The sequence below is a fragment of the Sphingomonas aquatilis genome (assembly GCF_014196115.1).
GTDB lineage: Bacteria > Pseudomonadota > Alphaproteobacteria > Sphingomonadales > Sphingomonadaceae > Sphingomonas > Sphingomonas aquatilis.
Map to the genome: position 1 here is coordinate 418965 of NZ_JACIDB010000001.1, position 22226 is coordinate 441190.

Consider the following 22226-nt stretch of genomic DNA (forward strand, 5'->3'; position numbering starts at 1 on the left):
CAGAGGCGCGGAGACGCGGAGGGGGTTCGCCCGCGGCAGCGGGCTTTCTCTTAGCGAGAGCTGGGATATAGGCCGCTTCGCGGCAGTGCGAGACGATCGTCCGATTCATGCACCCTCCGCGTCTCCGCGTCTCCGCGTGAACCCCTTCTTTTGCCTCTTTGCGGCTTCGCGGCTTCGCGTGAATCAAACCAGCAACGGTGGACACGCGGCGTGACGCGCCTAGATGGGGCACGCATAAGGAGTTTGACGCGTCATGGCCCATAGCGACGGCACCGTATCGATCACCGTGAACGGCGAGCACAAGCGCGTCGCCGCCGGCCTCAGCCTGACCGATCTGGCGAACGAACTGGGGCTGGTGCCCGAGAAGGTCGCGGTGGAGCGGAACCTGGAGGTCGTGCCGCGCTCGACGTTGAAGGACGTGTGCGTCGAGGATGGCGACGATATCGAGATCGTGCATTTCGTCGGTGGTGGCGACCATCAGGCGCCGATCGTCGACGACTCGTGGAGTGTCGCGGGCAAGACGTTCCGGTCGCGGCTGATCGTCGGGACGGGCAAGTATAAGGACTTCGCGCAGAATGCCGCGGCGCTGGAGGCGAGCGGGGCGGAGATCGTCACGGTCGCGGTGCGGCGGGTGAACGTCAGCGATCGCAATGCGCCGATGCTGACCGACTTCATCGATCCCAAGAAGGTCACCTACCTGCCCAACACCGCGGGCTGTTTCGACGCGGAGAGCGCGATCCGCACGCTGCGGCTGGCGCGCGAGGCGGGCGGTTGGGAGCTCGTGAAGCTGGAAGTGCTGGGCGAGGCGAAGACGCTCTACCCCGACATGCACGAGACGCTGCGCGCGACCGAGGTGCTGGCGAACGAAGGCTTCAAGCCGATGGTCTATTGCGTCGACGATCCGATCGCGGCGAAGCGGCTGGAGAATGCCGGCGCGGTCGCGATCATGCCGCTCGGCGCGCCGATCGGGTCCGGGCTCGGTATCCAGAACCGCGTGACGATCCGGCTGATCGTCGAGGGGGCGGGCGTGCCGGTGCTGGTCGATGCGGGCGTCGGCACCGCGTCGGACGCGGCGGTGGCGATGGAGCTGGGCTGCGACGGCGTGCTGATGAACACCGCGATCGCCGAGGCCAAGGACCCGATTCTGATGGCGGGCGCGATGCGGCGCGCGGTCGAGGCGGGGCGGATGGCCTATCGCGCCGGACGCATGGGGCAGCGGCGCTATGCCGACCCGTCCAGTCCGCTCGCCGGTTTGATCTGATATCGTATTGGGTCCGCACCAGACGCTAAAGTTTTTGTCACGGAACCGGTCCGACTTCGGCCCGTTGTTCTTGCGATAGATCAAGCGGCCCGGCTGGCGGGTCGCAGTCAATCGCAGGAGACGATCGATGGGCGAATTCACCGATAAGGTCGCAGCGGCCGGCAACAAGATCGCCGGCAACGTCAAGGAAGCTGTCGGCAAGGCGACCGACAATGACCGTCTGGTAGCCGAAGGCGAAGCGCAGCAGGCCAAGGGTACCGGTCAGGACGTCAAGGGCAGCGTCAAGGGCGCGCTCGGCGACAAGATCTGATCCAAAATATCAGTTCGCGAAACCGACAGGGTCGTCTCGCATCGCGGGGCGGCCCTTTCGCTTGGACAACAACAGGGGACGACACATGAAGAAGACGATTCTGGCCGGCGCGACGCTGGTGGCGATGGCGCTCTCGCTGAGCGCGTGCGGCGGCAAGGGCGACGACAAGCTCGGCTCCGAGGTCGAGAAGTCCTACGACAACCGCGCCGATGCGATGGAGCAGGCAGCGGACAATCTGAAGGACCAGGCCAAGGAAATCCGCAAGAGCGGCGAACAGCAGGCCGATGCGATCGACGACGCCGACGTGAATGCGCAGGCGATGACCGAAGAGCAGAAGGCGGCGCTGAAGAACGGGTCCGAGAAGCTGCGCTGAGGGTGAGGGGGCGGGTTGGTTTGGGACCGGTGTGTTCGACCGGTCTATTGCCAGGCCGTTCCTCTCCCTCTTTTTCGTCATTCCTGCGGAGGCGGGAATCCAGAACCGCTACCGTTGCGGCAGGCGCCGTGAGGCTTGCCAGTCTGGATTCCCGCCTTCGCGGGAATGACGGTGGTTTGAGTGCGGCTGGGATCAGGTGTGGGGCGCTTGTGGCGTCCGTTGTGCTGGTGGTTGTCGTTGCGTGACGCAACGTCTGCCCATGCGCAGTGGATGCCGGAACGAGTCCGGCATGACGGGGTGTTTGGGGCGGGTGTCTTGTGACCTACAGGCCGAGTGTTGAGTGTTCCGGCATGGCGGCGCAGGATCTTTGGTCTGCGATCGCGCTGTTTGCAGCGCATGCTTCATAACCGACGTCGTCCCGGCGGAGGCTGGGACCTTTTGCGGCTCTTGTTGCGCCCTGTGACCGGGAGATCCCAGCCTTCGTTGGGATGACGTTAGGGCGGGCGGCGCGGTGTATGGTTCGGCCGTCTGCTCACATAAAAAAACGCCCCCTTCCGTGAGGAAGAGGGCGTTTTTTGTTGGCCGCTGTGGGCGTTGGCGATCAGGCGCCGAAGGTGCGCTGCCACCAGCCGCGGCGGGGTTGTTCGCCGGTGTCGGTGGCGGTGTCGGTCGCCGGGGCCTCCGCTTCCTCGGGCTCAGCCGGGGCGGCGGGTTCCGGAGCGGTCACCGTGTCGGCAGGGGCGGCATCGGTCGTGGCGGCTTTACGCGTGCGGCGACGCTTGGGCTTTTCCTCCGCGGCGGGCGCCTCGGCGGCCGGAGCCTCTTCGGCGGCGGGTGCCGGGGTGGCCTTCTTGCGGGTGCGCTTGGGCTTGGGCGCCGGTTCGGCGTCGGCGGCCGGGGCGGCGACCGGCGCTTCGGCGACGGCGGGCTCCGCTTCGGCCGCGGCAGGTGCCTCGACCGGCGCCACATCGGCGACCTTGCGGGCGCGCGGGCGGCGGCGGGTGCGCGGCGCCTCGACGGGCTCGGCGTCCTCGACCTTCGCCGGGGCCGGCGCGTCGAGACCGGTCGTCACCGGGCCGGCATCGCCCGCCTCGACGATCGGTTCGTTGGCCGCCGGCGCGTCGACGTCGGCGTCGGTGCTGTCGACCGCGGCGTCCGTGCCCTCGGTCGGCGTGCCTTCGGCATGGCGGCGACCGCCACGACGACCGCGGCGCCCGCGACGGCGACGGCCTTCGCCCTGCGGCTGCTCGCCATCGGCCTCGACGGTCTCGTCACCCGCGACCGGCTCGACGTCGGTGTCGGCATTCTCGGCGTCGATCGCGTCGACCGGTGCTTCAGCGGTATCGTCCGATGCGGTGTCGCCAGCCTCGTCCTCGCGGTTGCGACCGCGGCGACCGCGACGGCGGCGGCGGCGGCCACGGCCTTCGCCCTCGCCGCGCTCGTCGCGCTCACGCTCGCGCCGGGGCTCTTCCTCGACGGCCTCGACGACCTCGTCTTCCTCTTCCTCGTCCTCGATATCGTCGGGGACGTCGTCATAGTCTTCCTCGACCAGCGCCTCGATCTTGGGCGGGTGCGCGGGCGGCGGGCCGCTGGCCTCGACCGACATGCGCGCGCCTTCCTCCTCGCGATCGGGGACGATCTCGACGATCACGCCATAGCGATCCTCGATCTCGGCGATGTCCGCGCGCTTCTTGTTGAGGACGTAGATCGTCGCTTCCTGGCTGGCGCGCAGGGTGAGCACCGAGCCGCGGCCGCGGGCCGCTTCGTCCTCGATGAGACGCAGCGCGCTGAGGCCCGCCGACGATGCGGTGCGGACGAGGCCGGTGCCTTCGCAATGCGGGCAGGGGCGCGTCGAGGCTTCGAGCACGCCGGTGCGCAGACGCTGGCGGCTCATCTCCATCAGGCCGAACGACGAGATGCGGCCGACCTGGATGCGGGCGCGATCGTCCTTCAACGCTTCCTTCATCGCCTTCTCGACCTTCCTGACATTGGAATTGTTGTCCATGTCGATGAAGTCGATGACGACGAGGCCGGCCATGTCGCGCAGGCGCAGCTGGCGGGCGATTTCCTTGGCGGCTTCGAGGTTGGTCGCGGTCGCGGTCTGTTCGATATTGTGTTCGCGCGTCGACCGGCCGGAGTTGATGTCGATCGAGACCAGCGCCTCGGTCGGGTTGATGACCAGATAGCCACCCGACTTCAGCTGCACGACCGGATGGTACATGGCGGCGAGCTGATCTTCGACATGCGCGCGCTGGAACAGCGGCACGGCGTCGGCATATTGCTTCACGCGGCGGGCGTGGCTGGGCATCAGGAGCCGCATGAACTCCTTGGCGTGGCGATAACCCTCTTCGCCCTCGACGATCACCTCGTCGATGTCCTTGTTGTAGATGTCGCGGATCGCGCGCTTGATGAGGTCGCTGTCGCCGTAGATCAGCGCCGGCGCCGACGAGCCGAGCGTCGCTTCGCGGATGCCATCCCACAGACGCGCGAGATAATCGAAGTCGCGCTTGATCTCGACCTTGGTGCGCTGCAGGCCGGCGGTGCGGACGATGCAGCCCATCGAGCTGGGCAGCTGCATGTCGGCCATGATCGACTTCAGGCGCTTGCGATCGGCGGCGTTGCTGATCTTGCGGCTGATCCCGCCGCCGTGCGACGTGTTGGGCATCAGCACGCAATAGCGGCCGGCGAGCGACAGATACGTCGTCAGCGCCGCGCCCTTGTTGCCGCGCTCTTCCTTGACGACCTGAACCAGCAGCACCTGACGGCGGCGGATGACGTCCTGGATCTTGTAGCGGCGGCGCAGGTTCATGCGGCGCTGGCGCAGCGCCTCCACCTGGTCGTCGTTGCCATTGCGCGGCTTCTTCGCGGGGGCGCCTTCGCTGCCCTCGGCATCGTCATGGTCGGCGTCGTCATCATGATGATCGGCGTCGTCGTAATCGTCGTGATCGCGATCGTCGTGCGCATCATCGTCATGATCGTCGTCGTCATGCTCGGCGCGCAGCGCGGCTTCCTCCGCGGCATGCTCCGCCTCTTCACGCAGCAGCGCGTCGCGGTCTTCCTTGGGGATCTGATAGTAATCGGGGTGGATTTCGCTGAAGGCGAGGAAGCCGTGGCGATTGCCGCCGTAATCGACGAACGCCGCCTGCAGCGACGGCTCGACGCGCGTCACCTTGGCGAGATAGATGTTGCCCTTGAGCTGCTTGCGTTCGGCGGACTCGAAATCGAATTCTTCGATTCGATTATTTTTGACGACGGCGACGCGGGTTTCTTCCCGGTGGCGTGCGTCGATCAGCATACGCGTGGTCATTGAATAGTCTCCGCGCGCGTGGCGCTCCGGCGGCGGGTCCGTGACGGACCGGGCGGCAGGGCGCGCATGCGCGTTGATAGGTGGCGCCGGGCGGACCAGCGCGGGTTTGTGGCAAAGATGCGTCTGCTCGCCCGGCACATCGGGGGGCACGGCCCTCCCGCACGCCCGACACGCCGCCGGCCGAGGCCGGGCGGTGTCGAACGGTGGAAAAGTGCGTCATGCGAGCGTCAACCTGGTTAAGACCGCGCCAGGACGGCGCGAGAACCGGCGCATCGCCGATCTGTATTCACGGGCGACGCACGGGTGCAGTCCGTTGGTAGCATCGGCCTGCACGAACCGCAACTGGCAGGAACTTGCCGTATCGGCCGGCAAAATCGTGCCGAATTCCGGATTAACCTTGCCGGGCAACCCCCTGTTGGCACCCTGTGCGTCACAACGGCCCCGTGGCGATCGCGTTCAGAATCGCCCGAGGGGTTGTGTATGGCTTTTCGCTGGACCCGCGTACGCCTGTCGCGGCAAGGACGCCGTGTGCTGACGCTGTTCGCCCTGATTGCGGGATGGTTCACGAGCGCGCCCGCCTGGGCGGCGACGATGATCCGTAGCGTCGCGGTGCAGGACGGGCGGATCGTCATCCGCTTCGACGGCCCGGTCGCGGATGCGAGCGGCGAGATTCTGTCCGCCAGCCGCCAGATCGCCGTCGACATCGCCGATGCCGTGCCCGGCGCGCGCGCGCGCGGTGGCGGGCCGGTGAGCGGCGTCACCCAGCTGCGGCAAGGGGCGGGCACGCGGCTGCTGTTCGACCTCGCGCGGCCGGCGATCATCGGCGATGCATCGTTCGAACAGGACGGGCGCAGCCTGGTGCTGTCGATCGAGCCGGCGAGTGCGGCACGCTTCGCGGCGGCAGGGGCGGCGGGGCCGCTAAGCTTCCTGTCCTTCGACATCGGCGGCTGGGCGGCACGGCCCAAGTACAAAGTGTCGGTGCCGGTGCCGCCCCCGGCGCGCGGCCTGCCGCTGCCCAAGGTGCGCGGCGACGACAACCGGCCGCTGGTGGTGATCGATGCGGGGCATGGTGGCGTCGATCCGGGTGCGATCAACCCGGTGACCGGGCTGCGCGAAAAGGACGTGACGCTGCGCATCGCGCGGACGATTCGCGACCAGTTGCTCGCCACCGGGCGGGTGCGCGTGGCGCTGACGCGCGACGACGACCGCTTCCTCGTGCTGCGCGAACGCTACGGCATCGCACGGCGGCTGAAGGCCAATCTGTTCATCTCGATCCATTGCGACAGCGTCGGCAGCGGGGAGGCGAGCGGTGCGTCGGTCTACACCTTGTCCGAAGTCGCCTCCGACAAGGAAGCGGCGCGGCTGGCGGCGCGCGAGAACAAGGCGGACGTGATCTCCGGCGTGAACCTGGGCGATGCGGGTGCGGACGTCACGTCGATCCTGATCGACCTGGCGCAGCGCGAGACGATGAACACGTCCGCGAACTTCGCGCGGCTGCTGGGACGCGAGGCCAAGCCGCTGATCCCGACCAAGCCGGTGTTTCATCGTATGGCGTCGCTGATGGTGCTGAAGGCGCCCGACATGCCGTCGATCCTGTTCGAGACGGGCTATATCTCCAACCCGCGCGATGCCGCGTTCCTCGACAGCAGTGAAGGGCGGGAGAAGATCGCGGAAAGCGTGACCAAGGCGGTTGAGGTGCATTTCGCGCGGCAGATGGCGAGCCGGTAGGGGCGCGCCGGGGCGACGTGTGTCACGGGAGGGCGGCACGCCCCACCCGCCTCGTCATCCCCGCGCAGGCGGGGATCCAGACGCGCTACCGCGGCGACTCCATTATCAACGGTAGCGGTTATGGATTCCCGCCTTCGCGGGAATGACGGAACGTAGTGAAAGGCTGGGGTCTCTCTCGGCGCCTGAAGCGTGCTTCCACGGCGAGATTCCAGCCTTCGCTGGAATGACGGACGGGGGGGCGGCGTTCACCGCCGTTTGGAATCCCCGTCAGATCGCGCCCGAGAAGGTGTCGCACGCCGCCGGATCGCCAGTTTCGATGCCGCGGCGCAGCCAGGTCTGGCGCTGGGCGGAGGTGCCGTGGGTGAAGCTGTCGGGGACGACGCGGCCCTGGCTTTCCTTTTGCAGCGTGTCGTCGCCGATCGCGCCGGCGGCGGTCAGGCCCTCTTCCAGATCGCCCGGCTCCATGCGGCTGCGGTTCTGCGCGGCCCAGACGCCGGCGTAGCAATCGGCCTGCAACTCGAGGCGGACCGAGGCGGCATTGCCCTCCCGCTCCGAACTGCTGCGCTGGATCTGCTGCACCTTGTCCGACGTGCCGAGCAGGTTCTGGATGTGATGGCCGAATTCGTGGGCGATCACGTAATCCTGCGCGAAGTCACCCTTGGCGCCGAAGCGATTGGCCAATTCGTTGAAGAAGCTGGTGTCGAGATAGATGCGCTGGTCGGTCGGGCAGTAAAACGGGCCCATCGCCGATTGCGCGGCGCCGCAGCCCGACCGTCCGTTCTGGTTGAAGAAGGAGAGGCCCGGGGCGCGGAAGCGCTCGCCGCTTTGCGCGAAGATCTTTTCCCAGGTATTTTCCGCCGAGCTGAACGCGTTACAGGCGGCACGCTTGTCGGGGTCGGATGAGCAGACCGCAGTCGCGCCGCGGCCTTCGGACGGGGCGCTGCGGGTCACCTGCGTGCCGCTGCCGCCTCCGCCGCCCACGAGACTACCGAGATTGCCAAGCCCGCCGAACACGGCGAACAACAGCAATACGACGACGATGCCGCCGCAGCCGAAGCGGCTGCCGATCAGTGGCAACAGGCCGAACAGCAGGCCGCCGCCACCGCCTCCGCCGAAGCTACCACCGCCGGTGTTACCCTGGTCCTCGACGTCAATATTGGGATCGAAATCGTCGAGGCGCATGGCAGGCTCCGTTTAGCGTGTGTAACGAATGCCCGAACCCGTCCCCCGGTTGCAACCGGCTGCGCTTGGCGCCACGACAGGCGTGTTATCAGGAGAGTAGCATGATCCTTCAGGGCAAGACTGCGGTCATCACCGGCTCCACCTCTGGCATCGGCCTCGCCTATGCGAAGGCGCTGGCGGCGGAGGGCGCGAGCCTCGTCATCAACGGATTTGGCGATGCCGATGCCATCGAGGCGATCCGCGCCGAACTGGCGGCGACCAGCGGCGCGACCGCGCTGTACGACGCGGCCGACATGACCAAGCCCGACCAGATCGCGGCGCTGATCGATCGCGCGGTCGCCGAGACGGGGCGGATCGACATTGCGATCAACAATGCCGGCATCCAGCACGTGTCGCCGATCGAGGACTTTCCCGACGACAAGATGGAAGCGATCGTCCGCATCAACCTGCTGTCGGCCTGGTATGTCGCCAAGGCTGCGGTGCCGCATATGAAGCGGCAGGGTTGGGGGCGGATCATTACCACCGCGTCCGCGCACAGCCTGGTCGCGAGCCCCAACAAATCGGCCTATGTGATGGCCAAGCACGGCATCGCGGGCCTGACCAAGACGCTGGCGCTGGAAACCGCGACGCACGGCATCACGGTCAATTGCATTTCGCCGGGCTATGTTTGGACGCCGCTGGTCGAGGCGCAGATTCCCGACACGATGAAGGCGCGCGGGCTGACGCGCGAGCAGGTGATGAACGACGTGCTGCTCGCCGCGCAGCCGACCAAGGAATTCGTGACGCCAGAACAGGTCGCGGCGCTCGCGCTGTTCCTGTGTCGCGACGAGGCGAAGGCGATCACCGGCGCCAACCTGTCGGTCGACGGCGGCTGGACGGCCGCATGAGGGGCCTGTGGCTGGGCACGGCGACGGCGCTGGTCGCAACGGTGCTGGCAGGCGCGGCGCTGGCACATGTGCGCGACCCCGATACGGCCGCAGTCGACTGGCGCGCGGTGGCGACGGTGGAGGACCGGCAGCGCCTGCGCGAATGGCGCGACGCCTGGGTGAAGGCGCTGGCGGAGGCACGTGCCGATCCGGCGGGCGCAGCGGTGCTGTCTGCGGACCCGGCGCTGTTCAATCCCGACCAGGTGATCCGCGGCGAGATGCTGAAGCCCGGGGCCTATCGCTGCCGCACCTATCGGCTGGGCGGTAACGGCGCCGAGCGGCTCGCCGGCACCGCGCCGCCGCCGCGCGCGCTGCTGAGCGGCGCCTGGACGGCGTGCCGGGTCGAAGGGCAGGGCCCCAAGCGCCAGTTCGCCACCGACGGCGTGCAGCGGGCGAGCGGCGTGCTGTTCGATAGCACCGATTCGCGGACGATCTTCCTCGGCACGCTGGCGCTCGGCGACGAGGCGCGACCGATGCCGTACGGCCGCGATCTGCGGCGCGATATGGCGGGCTTCGTCGAGCGGATCGGCGAGGCGCGCTGGCGGCTGGTGCTGCCGTTCCCGGGGTTTCAATCGACGCTGGATGTGATGGAGATCGTGCCGGCGTAGCGGGCTTTCCTCCCCACGTCGTCACCCCGGACTTGGTCCGGGGTCCACCGAGCCACGGGGGCACGGCTGGAGCCTCTTGCCGTCCCCCTCGCCGCAGAGTGGACCCCGGACCAAGTCCGGGGTGACGGAGTGGTTTGGGCTTATGGTGCGGTCGTCATCGGCGTTGTCGTAGCAGCCGTCGCCGCTACCGGCGCGGTCGCCACGACGGGCGTCGTCGCCAGCGGCGGCAGCGTCGCGAGGTAGGCCTTGCCGTGCATCTTCACCAACGTGACTCGCCCGGCATTCGCCTCGGCGATCGACTGAAGGTAGGACCGCGGCTTCTTCATCAGTTTCGGGCGGTCGAGGTCGGTCAGGCCGGCGATGCGCGCGGCTTCCTTGACGAAGTGGACGCAGTTGCGCTGATTGAGATTGTAATGCGCGTCGCCGGTCTTTTCGTCCCACGCCGCGACCAGCCCGAGCACGGCGTTATATTGCGCGTCGGTGAGGACGACCGAGAACTGCGCGTCGCTGCCGGCGATGTAGAAGGGCTTCGAAATGTCGAGCCGCCCCGCCACCGTGCCCATCAGCAATTTGGGCGACACCGATTTGGCGGTGAAGCCGTAATTGGCGTCGACCGGCGCGCCGCCCGCGTCCGGCACCCCACGCAGCGTGATGAAGGCGTGCGGGAAGCTGTTGCCGAGTTCGTGGCTCCAGAAGGTGATCGTCACCGCCGCCCAGGCGGGCGCCGCGCCGAACAGCGTGGACAGCAGCAGCGCGGTGGCGAGCAGCGGGCGGAGGAGGGAGCGAACCATACGCGGATGATACAGGCGGCGGCGGGGCTTGGGCAACGGAGATCACACTGAGGCGGCGTGGTATTTTCGCGCCCCTAAGCTTGGACGGGATGCGCGAGCGTCGCGGCATTCTCGCGCTTTTCGGGGCGGATATAGATCGAACTGAGCCGCGGGACGGCGGCGCGCAATTCGTCCTCCAGCTCCTCGATCAGCGTCTCGGCCGCGCCCATCGTAATCGCGTCGTCGAAATCGACGCTGGCGGCGACGAAGATCGCATCGGGCGCGGTGTGGATGGTGCGGACGTGGTTGACGGCGGTGACGGCGGGATGGCGCGCGATGATGTCGCGCACCGTCTCCACCACCTGCGGGTCGGCGCGCTCGCCGATCAGCAGGCCCTTGGCTTCGCGGGCGAGCAGCACGGCGACGAGGCCGAGGATCAGACCGATCAGGATCGACGCGACACCGTCGATGCGCGGATCGACGAAATAATGGCTCGCCCAGACGCCGACGCCTGCGATGACGAGGCCGGCGAGCGCGGCCGAATCCTCGAACAGCACGATGAAGCCCGCCGGGTCCTTGCTCTGGCGGATCGCGCGCCACCAGCCGGCCTTGCCCTTCGCCTTCGAAAATTCGCGCATCGCGATGAACCAGGACGCGCCCTCCATCGCCATCGCAATGCCAAGCACGATGTAATTGACCAGCGGATCGAGCAACGGTTCGGGCGTGATGATGTGGCGATAGCCCTCATATATCGACACGCCTGCGCCGACCGCGAAGATCAGGATCGCGACGACGAACGCCCAGAAATACAGCTCGCGCCCGTAACCGAAGGGGTGGACGGCATCGGGCGCACGCTTGGCGCGATGCTGGCCATAGAGCAGCAGCACTTGGTTGCCGCTGTCGACGCAGCTGTGGACGCCTTCGGTCAGCATCGACGACGAGCCGGTGATGCCCGCGGCGACGAACTTGGCGACGCCGATCCCGAGATTGGCGGCAAGCGCCCCGTACAGCACGATATTCTCGCGGATCCGCGCGGTCAGCCCGTCTGCCATTGTCGCTCCCTGTTGCGCCGCAGATGCGGCATCGTGACGAGACGCATGAGCCGGTGGATCGGCTCCCGTCGCTCTGGTATAACGGCCGTGTAAACGCGCGATCCAGTGTGGCGCGGGCGGCGGGGCTGAGCGTGAATGAAAGCACCGGCTGGGCCCGCGGCCATATCGCCTGACCCCTAAACGGGAATGGCCGCCGGCATACGAGATGCCGGCGGCCACCTTTCCTCCCCAGGAAACTTTCGAGAATTCCGTTAGCTAGGTGGGGGCGGGTGCGGCGAGAGGGGCCGGATGCGCAGCGGGGTCATGGTGTCCACCACATGGACAAGCGGGCGCGTCATGCTGTAACAAAATGACAAGCGCACGGAGTTGCCATCCCGTAGCGCAGATGTGGCGTGGGGGAGTGGGGCGTGGCCGAGCGTAAATTGTTTGCGGGGCATGCGGTGCGGCGGCTCCGGCGGCAGGCGGCGCTGACGCAGGCGGCGATGGCCGAGGTGCTGGGCATTTCGCCGAGCTATCTCAACCTCGTCGAGCGCAACCAGCGGCCGCTGTCGGCGGCGCTGCTGGTGCGGCTGGCCGAATCGTATGACTTCGATCCGCGCGCGCTGACCGCGGGCGAGCCGGGCGGTGGCGAAGCGGCGATGCGGCGGCGGCTGGCCGATCCGCTGTTCGCGGACCTGGAGATCGATCGCAACGAGATCGCCGAATGGCTCGCCGGGGCGCCGGGCGGTGCGGAAGCGTTTGCGCGGGCGTACGACCGGCTGGGTGCAGGGGCGGCGCGTGACGGCGATGCCGCCGACCCCGTCGCGGAAGTGCGGCGCGAGATCGAGCGGTGGCGCGGGCATTTCGCGGACCTCGACAGTCTGGCCGAAGCGCTGGCGGACGAATTGCGACTGGGTGCAGGCGACCTGTACGGCGCGATCGCCGAGCGGTTGCGCGTCAAGCACCAGCTGACGATCCGCATCCTGCCCGTCGACGTGATGCCTGACCTGCTGCGCCGGCTGGACCTGCATGCCCGGCAGTTGCAGCTGAGCGAGGTGCTCGATTCGGCGTCGCGGACCTTTGCCGCGGCGTATCAGCTGGCGCAGATCGAGGCGCGGGCCGAGATCGATGCGCTCGCCAAGGGGGCGGGCTTTGCCGACCGTTCGGCGGAGCGATTGTTCCGGCGGCACCTCGCCAGCTATTTCGCGGCGGCGGTGATGATGCCCTATGCCCGGTTCCTGCGGGCTTGCGAGAGCACGGGGTACGACCTGGAGCTGTTGCAGCGGCGATTCGGGGCGGGGTTCGAGCAGGTGGCGCACCGGCTGACGACGCTGCACCGCGTCGGGGCGCGGGGACTGCCGTTCTTTCTCATTCGCATCGATCGCGCCGGGCAGTGTTCGAAGCGCTTCTCCGGGGCGAGTGGGTCGCCGCTCGCCGAGGCGGAGGGGCGCTGCCCGCTGTGGCGTTTGCACCAGGCGTTCGATCGGCCGGGCAGCCTTGCGGTGCAGCTGGTGGAGCTCGAGGACCGGGCGCGGTGGCTGACGATTGCGCGGACGGTGACGCCGCAGCGGCGGCGCTATGGCGGCGTGCTGGCCGAATTCGCCGTCGGCATCGGCGTGGCGGCGGAGCTGGGCGGGGCGCTGGCGGTGGCGCGGGGCATCGACCTGAAGGGCGATGCGACGCCGATCGGCCTGGGGTGCCGGGCGTGCCAGCGTACCGATTGCCCGCAGCGGTCGGCACCGCCGGCGGGGCGGGCGCTGCTGATCAACGAGCGGGATCGGGGCGTGTCGGGGTTCACCTTCACCGGCGACTAGCGGAAAATATCCATACAAAGTGACAGGCGTTAACGCTGATGGCGTGACGTTTGGACGCGATTTTCGGCGCATTTCGCTCAGAATGCCGTGTCAATGTCCGTACACATCCTCGCATCCAGACAGCGAGGGATATGTGACATGACCTACCAGCAGCAGATCGGCACCGCCCGCCAGACGATCGGCGGCCACGCCACCTGGGGCGGGATCGATGCCGAATCGGTCGCGCGGATGCGGTTGCAGAACCGCTTCCAGACCGGCCTCGATATTGCGCGATATACCGCGGCAATCATGCGGCGGGACATGGCGGCGTACGATGCCGACCCCGCGGCCTACACCCAGTCGCTCGGTTGCTGGCATGGGTTCATCGGGCAGCAGAAGATCATCAGCATCAAGAAGCATTTCGGCACCACCGACCGGCGTTACCTGTACCTGTCCGGCTGGATGGTTGCGGCGCTGCGCAGCGAATTCGGCCCGCTGCCCGACCAGTCGATGCACGAGAAGACCAGCGTGCCCGCGCTGATCGAGGAGCTGTACACCTTCCTGCGCCAGGCGGATGCGCGCGAGCTGAGCCTGTTGTTCCGCGAGCTCGACAAGGCGCGCGAGAGCGGCAACGAGGTGGAGGCGCAGCGGCTGACCCAGGCGATCGACAACCATCAGACGCATGTCGTGCCGATCATCGCCGATATCGATGCGGGCTTCGGCAATGCCGAGGCGACGTATCTGCTCGCCAAGAAGATGATCGAGGCGGGCGCCTGCGCGCTGCAGATCGAAAACCAGGTCAGCGACGAGAAGCAGTGCGGCCACCAGGACGGCAAGGTCACCGTGCCGCACGAGGACTTCCTGGCGAAGGTGCGCGCCTGCCGCTACGCCTTTCTGGAGCTGGGCGTCGACGATGGCATCATCGTGACGCGTACCGACTCGCTGGGCGCGGGCCTGACCAAGCAGATCGCGTTCAGCAAGGAGCCGGGCGACATCGGCGACCAGTATAACGCCTTCCTCGACTGCGACGAGATCGACGTCGCCCAGGTTGGCAACGGCGACGTCGTCATCACGCGCGAGGGCAAGCTGCTGCGGCCGAAGCGCCTGCCGTCGAACCTGTTCCAGTTCCGCGAAGGCACCGGCGCGGACCGCTGCGTGCTCGACTGCATCACGTCGCTCCAGAACGGCGCCGACCTGCTGTGGATCGAAACGGAGAAGCCGCACATCGAACAGATCGCGTCGATGGTCGATCGCATCCGCGAGGTCGTGCCGAACGCCAAGCTGGTCTATAACAACAGCCCCAGCTTCAACTGGACGCTCAATTTCCGTTGCCAAGTGTTCGACGCCTGGGCGGAAGCGGGCAAGGACGTGTCGGCGTACGACCGCGCGCGGCTGATGAGCGTCGATTACGACGGCACGCCGCTGGCCGAGGAGGCCGACGAGCGTATCCGCACCTTCCAGAAGGATGCGGCGGCGCGGGCCGGCATCTTCCACCACCTGATCACGCTGCCGACCTATCACACGGCGGCGCTGAGCACAGACAACCTTGCCAAGGCCTATTTCGGCGACGAGGGCATGCTCGGCTACGTCAAGGGGGTGCAGCGCCGCGAAATCCGCGAGGGCATCGCCTGCGTGAAGCACCAGAACATGTCGGGCAGCGACATCGGCGACGACCATAAGGAGTATTTCGCCGGCGAGGCCGCGCTGAAGGCGGGCGGCGTCCACAACACGATGAACCAGTTCGCGGCGTAACCCCCGCAGCCCCCGTGCCCGACGGTGCGGGGGCCGTTTTGCCCCGCGGAAGTGGACGAAGTGGACGGTACGTAACGTCCCGAAAGCCTTCCCCGGCGATCGTGCCGGATGGCGCCTCGATCACCGCCCGACCGGGCTATCCGGCGGGCGGTTTTGTGTATGCGATCCTCACGGGTGGGGAGAGAAAGAGCGGCGCGCCGAGTCGGTGCGGGGCTGAGTGTTTCACATTTGGTCCGTCTAGGAAAGAGCTTCGCCGTGCTATCTGATTTGCCGTTCGAGCGAAGTGAGACACAACCGCGGTCATCACCGACCGATTCATCGAAGAACATCCAAGATCGATCATGTTGCCACTTTCGGCTCGATCATATGATGCCTAGCCAACGGGCGGAGATGCAGCTAAATATTATCGTATCATAGACCTGACGGATAACAATGTCTTAAGTGTCAATCATCTGCATTGTACAAAACAATTTATCGGCGGTATGATTTCTGAAAATATCCGTATTCTTGTGTTGACCGATTAGGTCGTCATGATAAATTGTATCCTCACGCCACATCGGGGGAAACATGCGGGCTCGGAACCGGTACGGATGGATGGCGGCAACTCTGATGGCGCCGTTTATCATGGCTTTTCAGAGCGATGTTCGCAATCCGCCAGCTGATTTACGTAGCAAGGCCAGCCTCATACTCGATCATTCCGGGGAACTTTCGCGGATATGGCCTGGGTATTGGCCTGAAAATCAGGGCTTCATCCTCTACGACCCATCCTCCGGCGCCGTTTTGGTCGGCGCCGATGGGCAACCACGCAATGTGACCTATCGCGCCGGCAAGCTGCCGGGAGCGGATTCGGACTTCGTGTTCGACTATCCCGCGGGCACACCAAATATGATGATGATGACGGTCAAGAACGATTGGCCACTAGCTGTCGAGACGCTGTTCCATGAACAGTTCCATGACTTCCAGCACGACGCGTTCGACAAGAAAGATCGGCGATACGGAGGGGACTATGTTGATCTGACAGAGATCACGGATCGGGCCAGCTTTACCGCAGCCGCTGAACTGGAAAGGCGCGTGCTGGCTGATGCTATCCTTGCGCAAACGGCTGCGAAGCGGACGGAGCTGTCACGACAGTATGTGGCCCTCAGGCGAATCCGGGAGACCACGTTGGGAGAAGCAATCGTCGGTAAAGAACGGTACTTCGAACGCCTGGAAGGAACGGCCCAGTACGTGGGTTTCAAAGCTGCCGCCATTGTACTGACCGGAGAAGATGGTAGCGTCGCTACTCAGCTAGCGACCGGCTTGCGTCGCAACCTGTTCGCCAATGCCAAGGGGTCGTACAGCGGTAACTGGTTTCGGACGCGCGCTTATGACGTTGGTGGAGCAATCGCCCTGCTACTCGATCAACTCGGCCCGTCGGACTGGAAAGCACGTGTTCAAAGCGGGGAGCCGCTCGATATACTGCTCGAAAAGGCCTTGGGCATTACAGATAATAACGAAAGAACGCGCCTCGGTCGGACAGCGCAGGCGACTTATGGCGCCGGGCAAATTTTGCTCGAAATGAAAGCCGCATTGGCCGCGGCGCCGAAAACATTGGAAAGCCCGGCCGATTTTATGCGCTTAGGCTCGCGCCATCTCGTTCTTTCTATATCGATTCCCCGTAGCCGATTGGCGGATGGTCAGGAGTTCAGCAGCACAAAGCAGATGATAGCCGTTGGAAGGGCGGCCATGGCATTTTTGGATGTCAATAACTTTCAAGTCGAGCAGCCGGGTATAAAGCTTGCGCTCAAGGGCTACTCCGTGATGTCCGAGAGAGCACCATCGAAACCTGGGGAGGCGCTCCTCACGACGTACACCATTTCCCTCAGTCCGCAGGTGAAGCTCCCAACGCTGGACGCTTTGGCGCCCGGAACGCACTCGCTCGACAGCCTCAACGTGTCCACCGAAGGCCTAACACTTCATGTTGATCGGCCGACCACGGTTACAGTCACGAAGGATCGGATCGCGGTTTTGACGTCGGTTGCCAGCCAGCCATGACCTGACGCAGTAGTCTTGCTCGTGATGTACCGCGGGTTCGGACGAACCCGACATATTGCGTCGCGAGGTATAGTCGTTTTGCCGAGACGACAGTCCAAATCGGGAAAACAAAAAGCGACACACTTTAGGCGGTGATGGCATTGAAAGGCGGCTCGGCGGATGCGGTCACGCCCCCGCGTCTGTCAGCCGCTCGAGCTGGTCCTTGGTCAGTTCCAGCTCCATCGCCGGCAGCAGATCCTCCAGCTGCTTGACGCTGGTCGCGCTGGCGATGGGGGCCGTCACGCCTTCTTGCGCGATCAGCCACGCCAGCGCGATCTGGGCGAGGGTGGCGCCGGTTTCGTCGGCCACCTGATCCATCGCGGCGAGGACGGCGGCGCCTTTGCCTTCGAGCAATGCGCCCATGCGGCCGCCGCGGACGCTTTGGGTGAGGTCGTCCTTGGTGCGGTACTTGCCGGTGAGGAAGCCGGAGGCGAGGCCGTAATACGGCAGGACGCCGATGTTTTCGGTGACGCAATAATCCTGCAGCTCGCCTTCGAATTTGTGGCGGCTGACGAGGTTATATTCGGGCTGGAGCACGTGGTAGCGGGGCAGGTCGCTCGCCTTGGCAAGGTCGACCGCCGATTTGAGGCGCGCAGCGTGGAAGTTGGAGGCGCCGAGGACGCGGACCTTGCCGGCGTCGATCAGCGCGCCGAAGGCTTCGAGCACCGCCTCCTGCGGGACTGTGTCGTCGTCCTGGTGCGCGTAATAGAGATCGATACGGTCGGTGCCGAGGCGCTTGAGCGAGGCTTCGGCGGCGGCGACGATGCGCGCGGGGGCGAGCTTTTCGCCGCCTTCGCCGGGCAGCATGCCGACCTTGGTCGCGATCAGCACAGCGTCGCGCTTGCCGCTGTGGCGCAGCCAGTCGCCGATCATGCTTTCCGATTCGCCGCCTTTGTGGCCGTCGATCCAGGCTGAATAGACGTCGGCGGTGTCGATCATCGTGCCGCCGCCGGCGACAAAGGCGTCGAGGACGGCGAAGCTGGCGTCGCGGTCGGCGGTCCAGCCGAAGACGTTGCCGCCGAGTACCAGTGGCGCGATGCGGAGGTCGGTGGAGCCGAGGCGGCGCAGCTGGGTCATGAGGCGTCCATTTGGTTGGCGGCGGGCGGGTTGGCGGCGGGCTGGGTGTCGTTGCCGGCGTCGTCGCTGACGGCGTCGAGATCGATGCTGTTGGCGTCGAGCATCGCGGCGGCGTCGTTCAGTTGCGCGGCTTCGTCGGGCGTCACCGCGCGGGGATCGTCGCTGCCGCCCGAACAGGCGGCGAGCGATGCGGAGAGCAACAGAGGGATGAGCGCCGTGGCGATCCGGTTCGACATGTGGCGGTCAATTCCCCCGGTGTGTTGATGCGGTTGATATTCATTCCTCCCCCGCCAGGGGGAGGTGGCGCCGCGAAGCGGTGACGGAGGGGGCGGTAAGCCACACGTCTGTTGGTGGTTCCTCCCCCTCCGTCATGCCTTTGGCATGCCACCTCCCCCTGGCGGGGGAGGACTATCATGCCTGTCGCTTCGTCTTAGTCCTTCAGCGCGCGGCCGGCGCGTTCCAGTGTGTTGCCGGTGGCGTCGGCGGCGCGATCGGCGGCGTTGCTGATCGAGCGGCCGGCGCGGTCGAGCCCGCGGTCGATGTTTTCGCCGGCGCGATCGGCGCGCGCGTCGGCACGGTCGGCGGCGCGATCGATCGCGTTGCCCGCATTGTCGAGGTGGCGTTCGGCCGAGCCGAAGGCTTCGTCGGTGGCGGCGTCGACATCGCTGACCGCGTTGCGCGTGGTCGCGGCGGCATCGGCGGCGATCGCATTGCCGGCTTCGGCGGTCTGGTCCTGCGCATTCTGGCTGCAGGCGGCGACGCCAAGGGCGAGCGGGGCGGCGAGGATCAGCAGGCGCTTCATGAATCAGGTCTCCCAGGAAAAACGTCTAACCCGCCGCAAACGCCTTTGCGACCGTTTCGGTCCGCGTTGACCGCATATAAAGATATCTTTATATGTTGATGCGATCATGGCCCATGCACTCGACATCTTCCGTGCCCTTGCCGACGCAACGCGGCTGCGCATCTTCTCGCTGCTGCGCACGATGGAGCTGTCGGTGGGCGAGCTGGCGCAGGTGCTGGGGCAGAGCCAGCCGCGGGTCAGCCGGCACGTGAAGATCCTGTGCGATGCGGGCCTTGCCGAACGGCGCAAGGAGGGCAGCTGGGTGTTCGTCGCGCTGGGCGAGGCAGCGGCGACGCAGCCGGTCGCGGGCGCGATCGACGCCTGGACGCAATATGAGCCCGACCATTGGGCGGTGGCGGATGCCGCGCGTCTGGCCGCGGTGCGCGCCGATCGCGCGTCGAGCGCGGCGGCGTGGTTCGAGGGGCATGCGGGCGAATGGGATGCGATCCGATCCCTCCACGTCGCCGAGAGCGAGGTCGAGGCGGCGATGGCGGCGGTGCTGGGCACCGGGCCACTCGGCAGCCTGATCGACATCGGCACGGGCACTGGGCGGATGCTGGAGCTGTTCGGCGACCAGGCGGACAGCGCGCTCGGCATAGACCGGTCGTCGGAGATGCTGCGGCTGGCGCGGGCGAAGCTGCACGACCGGCCCAACACCGAATTGCGCCAGGCGGACCTGTATGCGCTGCCGATGGCGGATGGCGCGGCGGATGTCGCGATCCTGCACCACGTGCTTCACTTCGCGCAGCAGCCGGGCGCGGCGATCGCCGAGGCGGCGCGCGTGCTGGGACCGGGCGGGCGGCTGCTGATCGTCGATTTCGCGCCGCACGACCGCGAGGAGCTGCGCACGCGCAACGCGCACACGCGGCTGGGCTTTGCGGACGATCAGATCGCGGGCTGGTTCGGCAATGCGGGGCTCGGCCTCGCCCGGACGGAGACGCTGGGCGGCGGCGAATTGACGGTGACTTTATGGCTGGGGCGCAAGTCCGGCGCCAGCCTGCGTGAGGTGCCTTTGCAGAAGGTTGGAGCGGCATGACGATTTCGGTGAACCAGCTGGAAGAGGCGCAGATCGCGCTGAAGGCACCGCTGTACGCGGACGTGGGCGGCCATCTGGACGTGTCGTTCGAATTCTTCCCGCCCAAGACGGAGAAGATGGACGAGCAATTGTGGGAAGCGGTGCGCACGCTGGAGCCGCTCGGGCCCAGCTTCGTCTCCGTCACCTATGGCGCGGGCGGCTCGACGCGGGAGCGCACGCACGCCACCGTCGCGCGCATCCAGCGCGAGACGAGCCTGGCGGCGGCGGCGCATTTGACCTGCGTCGAGGCGACCAGGGCGGAGATCGATCAGGTCGCCGAGGATTATTGGGCGGCGGGCGTGCGCCACATCGTCGCGCTGCGCGGCGATCCGCCCGCGGCAGGCGCGAAGTTCGAAAGCCATCCGGGCGGGTATGAGAATGCCGCCGCGCTGGTCGCGGGGCTGAAGCGGCTGCATCCCTTCGAGATTTCGGTCGCGGCCTATCCGGAATGCCATCCGGATTCGGTGAGCGTCGCGGCGGATCTGGACAATCTGAAGGCCAAGATCGATGCGGGCGCGACGCGCGCGATCACGCAATTCTTCCACGAGCCCGAAACCTTCTTCCGCTATCGCGACAAGGTGGCCGCCGCCGGGATCACCGCGGAGATCGTGCCGGGGATCATGCCGGTCACCAACTTCGCCAGCGTCGTGCGCATGAGCAAGATGTGTGGCACCGAGGTGCCGGCGTGGCTGGCGCGGCTGTTCGACGGGCTGGAGGATCATCCCGCCGCGCGGCAGCTGGTGGCGGCGACGCTGGCGGCGGAGCTGAGCCGTAAATTGTACGCGGGCGGCTGCAAGTCGCTGCACTTCTACACGCTCAACAAGGCGGAGCTGTCGTTCGCGATCTGCCACCTGCTGGGCGTGCGGGCGAAGCCGATGCAGGACGCGGCGGCGGCGTGAATGAAAGTCCTCCCCCGCCAGGGGGAGGGGAACCGTTCGGCGCCAGCCGAATGGTGGAGGGGGCGGCAAGCGGTGGACTGGATGACGGGTCTCCCGCTTACCGCCCCTCCGTCACCGCTTCGCGGCGCCACCTCCCCCTGGCGGGGGAGGACTTGTTTTAGGACGGACTTTGATGACCATACGCGACACCTTCCTGGGCGAAGCCGCCAAGCGCATCCTGATCACCGATGGGGCGTTCGGGACCGAGATCCAGAACTGGAAGCTTTCGGAGGCCGATTATGCCGGCACTTTGGGGCTGTCCCACGACCAGAAGGGCAACAACGACATCCTGGCGCTGACCAAGCCCGAGGTGCCGGAGGCGATCCATCGCGCCTATTTCGAGGCGGGGGCGGATATCGCGGAGACCAACACCTTCTCGGCGAACCGGATCAGCCAGGCGGATTACGGCGCCGAGCATCTGGTGCGCGAGATCAACGTCGAGAGCGCGAAGCTCGCCCGGCGGATCGCGGACGAATTCCAGGCGAAGGATGGCCGCCCGCGCTTCGTTGCGGGCGCGATCGGGCCGACCAACAAGACGCTGTCGCTGAGCCCGGACGTCAACGATCCCGGCTATCGCGAGATCGACTTCGATTATCTGAAGGACGTGTATCGCGAGCAGATCGATGCGCTGGTCGAGGGCGGCGCGGACTTCATCCTGATCGAGACGGTGTTCGATACGCTGAACGCCAAGGCGGGGATTATGGCGACGCTGGATGCGGCCGAGGCGCTGGGGCGCGACCTGCCGCTGATGCTGTCGATGACGCTGACCGACCTCTCCGGGCGCAACCTGTCGGGCCATACGGTCGAGGCGTTCTGGCATGCGGTGCGGCATGCCAAGCCGGTGACGATCGGGCTCAACTGTTCGTTCGGTGCGGAGCAGCTGCGGCCGCACGTGAAGACGCTGAGCGAGACGTGCGACACGCTGATCATGGTCTATCCCAATGCGGGCCTGCCCAACGAACTGGGCGCGTATGACGAGGCGCCGTCGACGACCGCGGGGCTGGTCGGCGAATGGGCGAGCGCGGGTCAGGTCAACGTGCTGGGCGGCTGCTGCGGATCGACGCCGGCGCATATCAAGGCGATCGCGGACATGGCGCGCGGCGTTGCGCCGCGGACGGTTCCCAAGCCGCCGGTGCGGACGCGGCTGGCCGGTCTGGAGCCGTTTACGATGGCGGCGTGAT

At 66.6% G+C, this 22226-nt stretch carries 19 protein-coding genes; 12 read left to right on the plus strand and 7 right to left on the minus strand.

Annotation, left to right across the window (positions count from 1 at the left end; all coding sequences use genetic code 11):
• The first annotated feature begins 253 nt into the window (after nt 1–253).
• The 3 genes from thiS (at nt 254) to GGR47_RS01985 (ending at nt 1944) form a co-directional block, all read left to right on the plus strand.
• Complete coding sequence (thiS, locus tag GGR47_RS01975) at nt 254–1261, plus strand: sulfur carrier protein ThiS (protein ID WP_147035724.1); 1008 nt, start codon at nt 254–256, stop codon at nt 1259–1261.
• 127 nt (nt 1262–1388) lie between these two features.
• Nucleotides 1389–1571, plus strand: a complete 183-nt coding sequence (locus GGR47_RS01980) for a CsbD family protein (protein ID WP_017977647.1) — start codon at nt 1389–1391, stop codon at nt 1569–1571.
• 85 nt (nt 1572–1656) lie between these two features.
• The gene (locus GGR47_RS01985) at nt 1657–1944 is read left to right on the plus strand and encodes a hypothetical protein (RefSeq protein ID WP_017977648.1); all 288 of its coding nucleotides are present in this window, start codon (nt 1657–1659) and stop codon (nt 1942–1944) included.
• A 601-nt stretch (nt 1945–2545) separates the two neighbouring features.
• On the opposite strand, the gene GGR47_RS01990 is transcribed toward GGR47_RS01985, so the two are convergent.
• Nucleotides 2546–5239: an Rne/Rng family ribonuclease gene (locus tag GGR47_RS01990; protein ID WP_183949459.1), complete on the minus strand. Its 2694-nt coding sequence runs from the start codon at nt 5237–5239 to the stop codon at nt 2546–2548.
• Between the two features lie 492 nt (nt 5240–5731).
• Here GGR47_RS01990 and GGR47_RS01995 point away from each other — a divergent pair, with 492 nt between their 5' ends.
• Nucleotides 5732–6979: an N-acetylmuramoyl-L-alanine amidase family protein gene (locus GGR47_RS01995; RefSeq protein WP_147036876.1), complete on the plus strand. Its 1248-nt coding sequence runs from the start codon at nt 5732–5734 to the stop codon at nt 6977–6979.
• Nucleotides 6980–7246: 267 nt separating this feature from the next.
• On the opposite strand, the gene ypfJ is transcribed toward GGR47_RS01995, so the two are convergent.
• Nucleotides 7247–8161 carry a KPN_02809 family neutral zinc metallopeptidase gene (gene ypfJ / locus GGR47_RS02000; RefSeq protein WP_147036877.1) on the minus strand — a complete coding sequence of 305 codons (915 nt, stop codon included), beginning with the start codon at nt 8159–8161 and terminating at the stop codon, nt 7247–7249.
• A gap of 101 nt (nt 8162–8262) precedes the next feature.
• Between ypfJ and GGR47_RS02005 the strand changes: the two genes are divergently transcribed.
• Both GGR47_RS02005 and GGR47_RS02010 read left to right on the plus strand, forming a co-directional pair.
• Nucleotides 8263–9048: a 3-hydroxybutyrate dehydrogenase gene (locus GGR47_RS02005; RefSeq protein ID WP_147036878.1), complete on the plus strand. Its 786-nt coding sequence runs from the start codon at nt 8263–8265 to the stop codon at nt 9046–9048.
• Nucleotides 9045–9695 carry a DUF4893 domain-containing protein gene (locus GGR47_RS02010; protein ID WP_147036879.1) on the plus strand — a complete coding sequence of 217 codons (651 nt, stop codon included), beginning with the start codon at nt 9045–9047 and terminating at the stop codon, nt 9693–9695. The genes GGR47_RS02005 and GGR47_RS02010 overlap by 4 nt, the downstream gene beginning before the upstream one ends.
• Nucleotides 9696–9835: 140 nt before the next feature.
• On the opposite strand, the gene GGR47_RS02015 is transcribed toward GGR47_RS02010, so the two are convergent.
• A complete protein-coding gene (locus GGR47_RS02015) occupies nt 9836–10486 on the minus strand; it encodes a hypothetical protein (RefSeq protein ID WP_147036880.1) in 651 nt (216 codons plus the stop codon).
• Between the two features lie 74 nt (nt 10487–10560).
• Nucleotides 10561–11517, minus strand: a complete 957-nt coding sequence (locus GGR47_RS02020) for a cation diffusion facilitator family transporter (RefSeq protein WP_147036881.1) — start codon at nt 11515–11517, stop codon at nt 10561–10563.
• 407 nt (nt 11518–11924) lie between these two features.
• Here GGR47_RS02020 and GGR47_RS02025 point away from each other — a divergent pair, with 407 nt between their 5' ends.
• The 3 genes from GGR47_RS02025 (at nt 11925) to GGR47_RS02035 (ending at nt 17075) form a co-directional block, all read left to right on the plus strand.
• Complete coding sequence (locus GGR47_RS02025) at nt 11925–13310, plus strand: helix-turn-helix domain-containing protein (protein WP_147036882.1); 1386 nt, start codon at nt 11925–11927, stop codon at nt 13308–13310.
• Nucleotides 13311–13448: 138 nt separating this feature from the next.
• Nucleotides 13449–15041 (plus strand): isocitrate lyase, encoded by a 1593-nt coding sequence (locus GGR47_RS02030; RefSeq protein ID WP_147036883.1) that lies wholly within the window; start codon nt 13449–13451, stop codon nt 15039–15041.
• A 594-nt stretch (nt 15042–15635) separates the two neighbouring features.
• On the plus strand, nt 15636–17075 hold the full coding sequence (locus GGR47_RS02035; protein WP_147036884.1) for a hypothetical protein: 1440 nt from the start codon (nt 15636–15638) through the stop codon (nt 17073–17075).
• Nucleotides 17076–17240: 165 nt separating this feature from the next.
• Here the strand turns inward: GGR47_RS02035 and GGR47_RS02040 are convergent, their stop codons facing one another.
• From GGR47_RS02040 to GGR47_RS02050, 3 genes are all read right to left on the minus strand, one after another.
• Entirely contained in the window at nt 17241–18191 is a 951-nt protein-coding gene (locus GGR47_RS02040; protein ID WP_147036885.1) for an aldo/keto reductase, read from the minus strand.
• Entirely contained in the window at nt 18188–18427 is a 240-nt protein-coding gene (locus GGR47_RS02045) for a hypothetical protein (RefSeq protein ID WP_147036886.1), read from the minus strand. The genes GGR47_RS02040 and GGR47_RS02045 overlap by 4 nt, the downstream gene beginning before the upstream one ends.
• 194 nt (nt 18428–18621) lie before the next feature.
• Nucleotides 18622–18993, minus strand: a complete 372-nt coding sequence (locus tag GGR47_RS02050; RefSeq protein WP_017977663.1) for a hypothetical protein — start codon at nt 18991–18993, stop codon at nt 18622–18624.
• A 106-nt stretch (nt 18994–19099) separates the two neighbouring features.
• On the opposite strand from GGR47_RS02050, the gene GGR47_RS02055 reads away from it, so the two are divergent.
• The 3 genes from GGR47_RS02055 (at nt 19100) to GGR47_RS02065 (ending at nt 22225) form a co-directional block, all read left to right on the plus strand.
• Complete coding sequence (locus GGR47_RS02055) at nt 19100–20068, plus strand: ArsR/SmtB family transcription factor (RefSeq protein WP_147036918.1); 969 nt, start codon at nt 19100–19102, stop codon at nt 20066–20068.
• Nucleotides 20065–21006, plus strand: a complete 942-nt coding sequence (gene metF, locus GGR47_RS02060) for a methylenetetrahydrofolate reductase [NAD(P)H] (RefSeq protein WP_017977665.1) — start codon at nt 20065–20067, stop codon at nt 21004–21006. The genes GGR47_RS02055 and metF overlap by 4 nt, the downstream gene beginning before the upstream one ends.
• 172 nt (nt 21007–21178) lie before the next feature.
• A complete protein-coding gene (locus tag GGR47_RS02065; protein ID WP_147036919.1) occupies nt 21179–22225 on the plus strand; it encodes a homocysteine S-methyltransferase family protein in 1047 nt (348 codons plus the stop codon).
• Nucleotide 22226: the final 1 nt, after the last annotated feature.

Coding starts and splice junctions, on each gene's coding strand:
- thiS (WP_147035724.1), top strand. CDS start 254: ATGGCCCATAGCGACGGCACCGTATCGATCACCGTGAACGGCGAGCAC.
- GGR47_RS01980 (WP_017977647.1), top strand. CDS start 1,389: ATGGGCGAATTCACCGATAAGGTCGCAGCGGCCGGCAACAAGATCGCC.
- GGR47_RS01985 (WP_017977648.1), top strand. CDS start 1,657: ATGAAGAAGACGATTCTGGCCGGCGCGACGCTGGTGGCGATGGCGCTC.
- GGR47_RS01990 (WP_183949459.1), bottom strand. CDS start 5,239: ATGCTGATCGACGCACGCCACCGGGAAGAAACCCGCGTCGCCGTCGTC.
- GGR47_RS01995 (WP_147036876.1), top strand. CDS start 5,732: ATGGCTTTTCGCTGGACCCGCGTACGCCTGTCGCGGCAAGGACGCCGT.
- ypfJ (WP_147036877.1), bottom strand. CDS start 8,161: ATGCGCCTCGACGATTTCGATCCCAATATTGACGTCGAGGACCAGGGT.
- GGR47_RS02005 (WP_147036878.1), top strand. CDS start 8,263: ATGATCCTTCAGGGCAAGACTGCGGTCATCACCGGCTCCACCTCTGGC.
- GGR47_RS02010 (WP_147036879.1), top strand. CDS start 9,045: ATGAGGGGCCTGTGGCTGGGCACGGCGACGGCGCTGGTCGCAACGGTG.
- GGR47_RS02015 (WP_147036880.1), bottom strand. CDS start 10,486: ATGGTTCGCTCCCTCCTCCGCCCGCTGCTCGCCACCGCGCTGCTGCTG.
- GGR47_RS02020 (WP_147036881.1), bottom strand. CDS start 11,517: ATGGCAGACGGGCTGACCGCGCGGATCCGCGAGAATATCGTGCTGTAC.
- GGR47_RS02030 (WP_147036883.1), top strand. CDS start 13,449: ATGACCTACCAGCAGCAGATCGGCACCGCCCGCCAGACGATCGGCGGC.
- GGR47_RS02035 (WP_147036884.1), top strand. CDS start 15,636: ATGGCGGCAACTCTGATGGCGCCGTTTATCATGGCTTTTCAGAGCGAT.
- GGR47_RS02040 (WP_147036885.1), bottom strand. CDS start 18,191: ATGACCCAGCTGCGCCGCCTCGGCTCCACCGACCTCCGCATCGCGCCA.
- GGR47_RS02045 (WP_147036886.1), bottom strand. CDS start 18,427: ATGTCGAACCGGATCGCCACGGCGCTCATCCCTCTGTTGCTCTCCGCA.
- GGR47_RS02050 (WP_017977663.1), bottom strand. CDS start 18,993: ATGAAGCGCCTGCTGATCCTCGCCGCCCCGCTCGCCCTTGGCGTCGCC.
- GGR47_RS02055 (WP_147036918.1), top strand. CDS start 19,100: ATGGCCCATGCACTCGACATCTTCCGTGCCCTTGCCGACGCAACGCGG.
- metF (WP_017977665.1), top strand. CDS start 20,065: ATGACGATTTCGGTGAACCAGCTGGAAGAGGCGCAGATCGCGCTGAAG.
- GGR47_RS02065 (WP_147036919.1), top strand. CDS start 21,179: ATGACCATACGCGACACCTTCCTGGGCGAAGCCGCCAAGCGCATCCTG.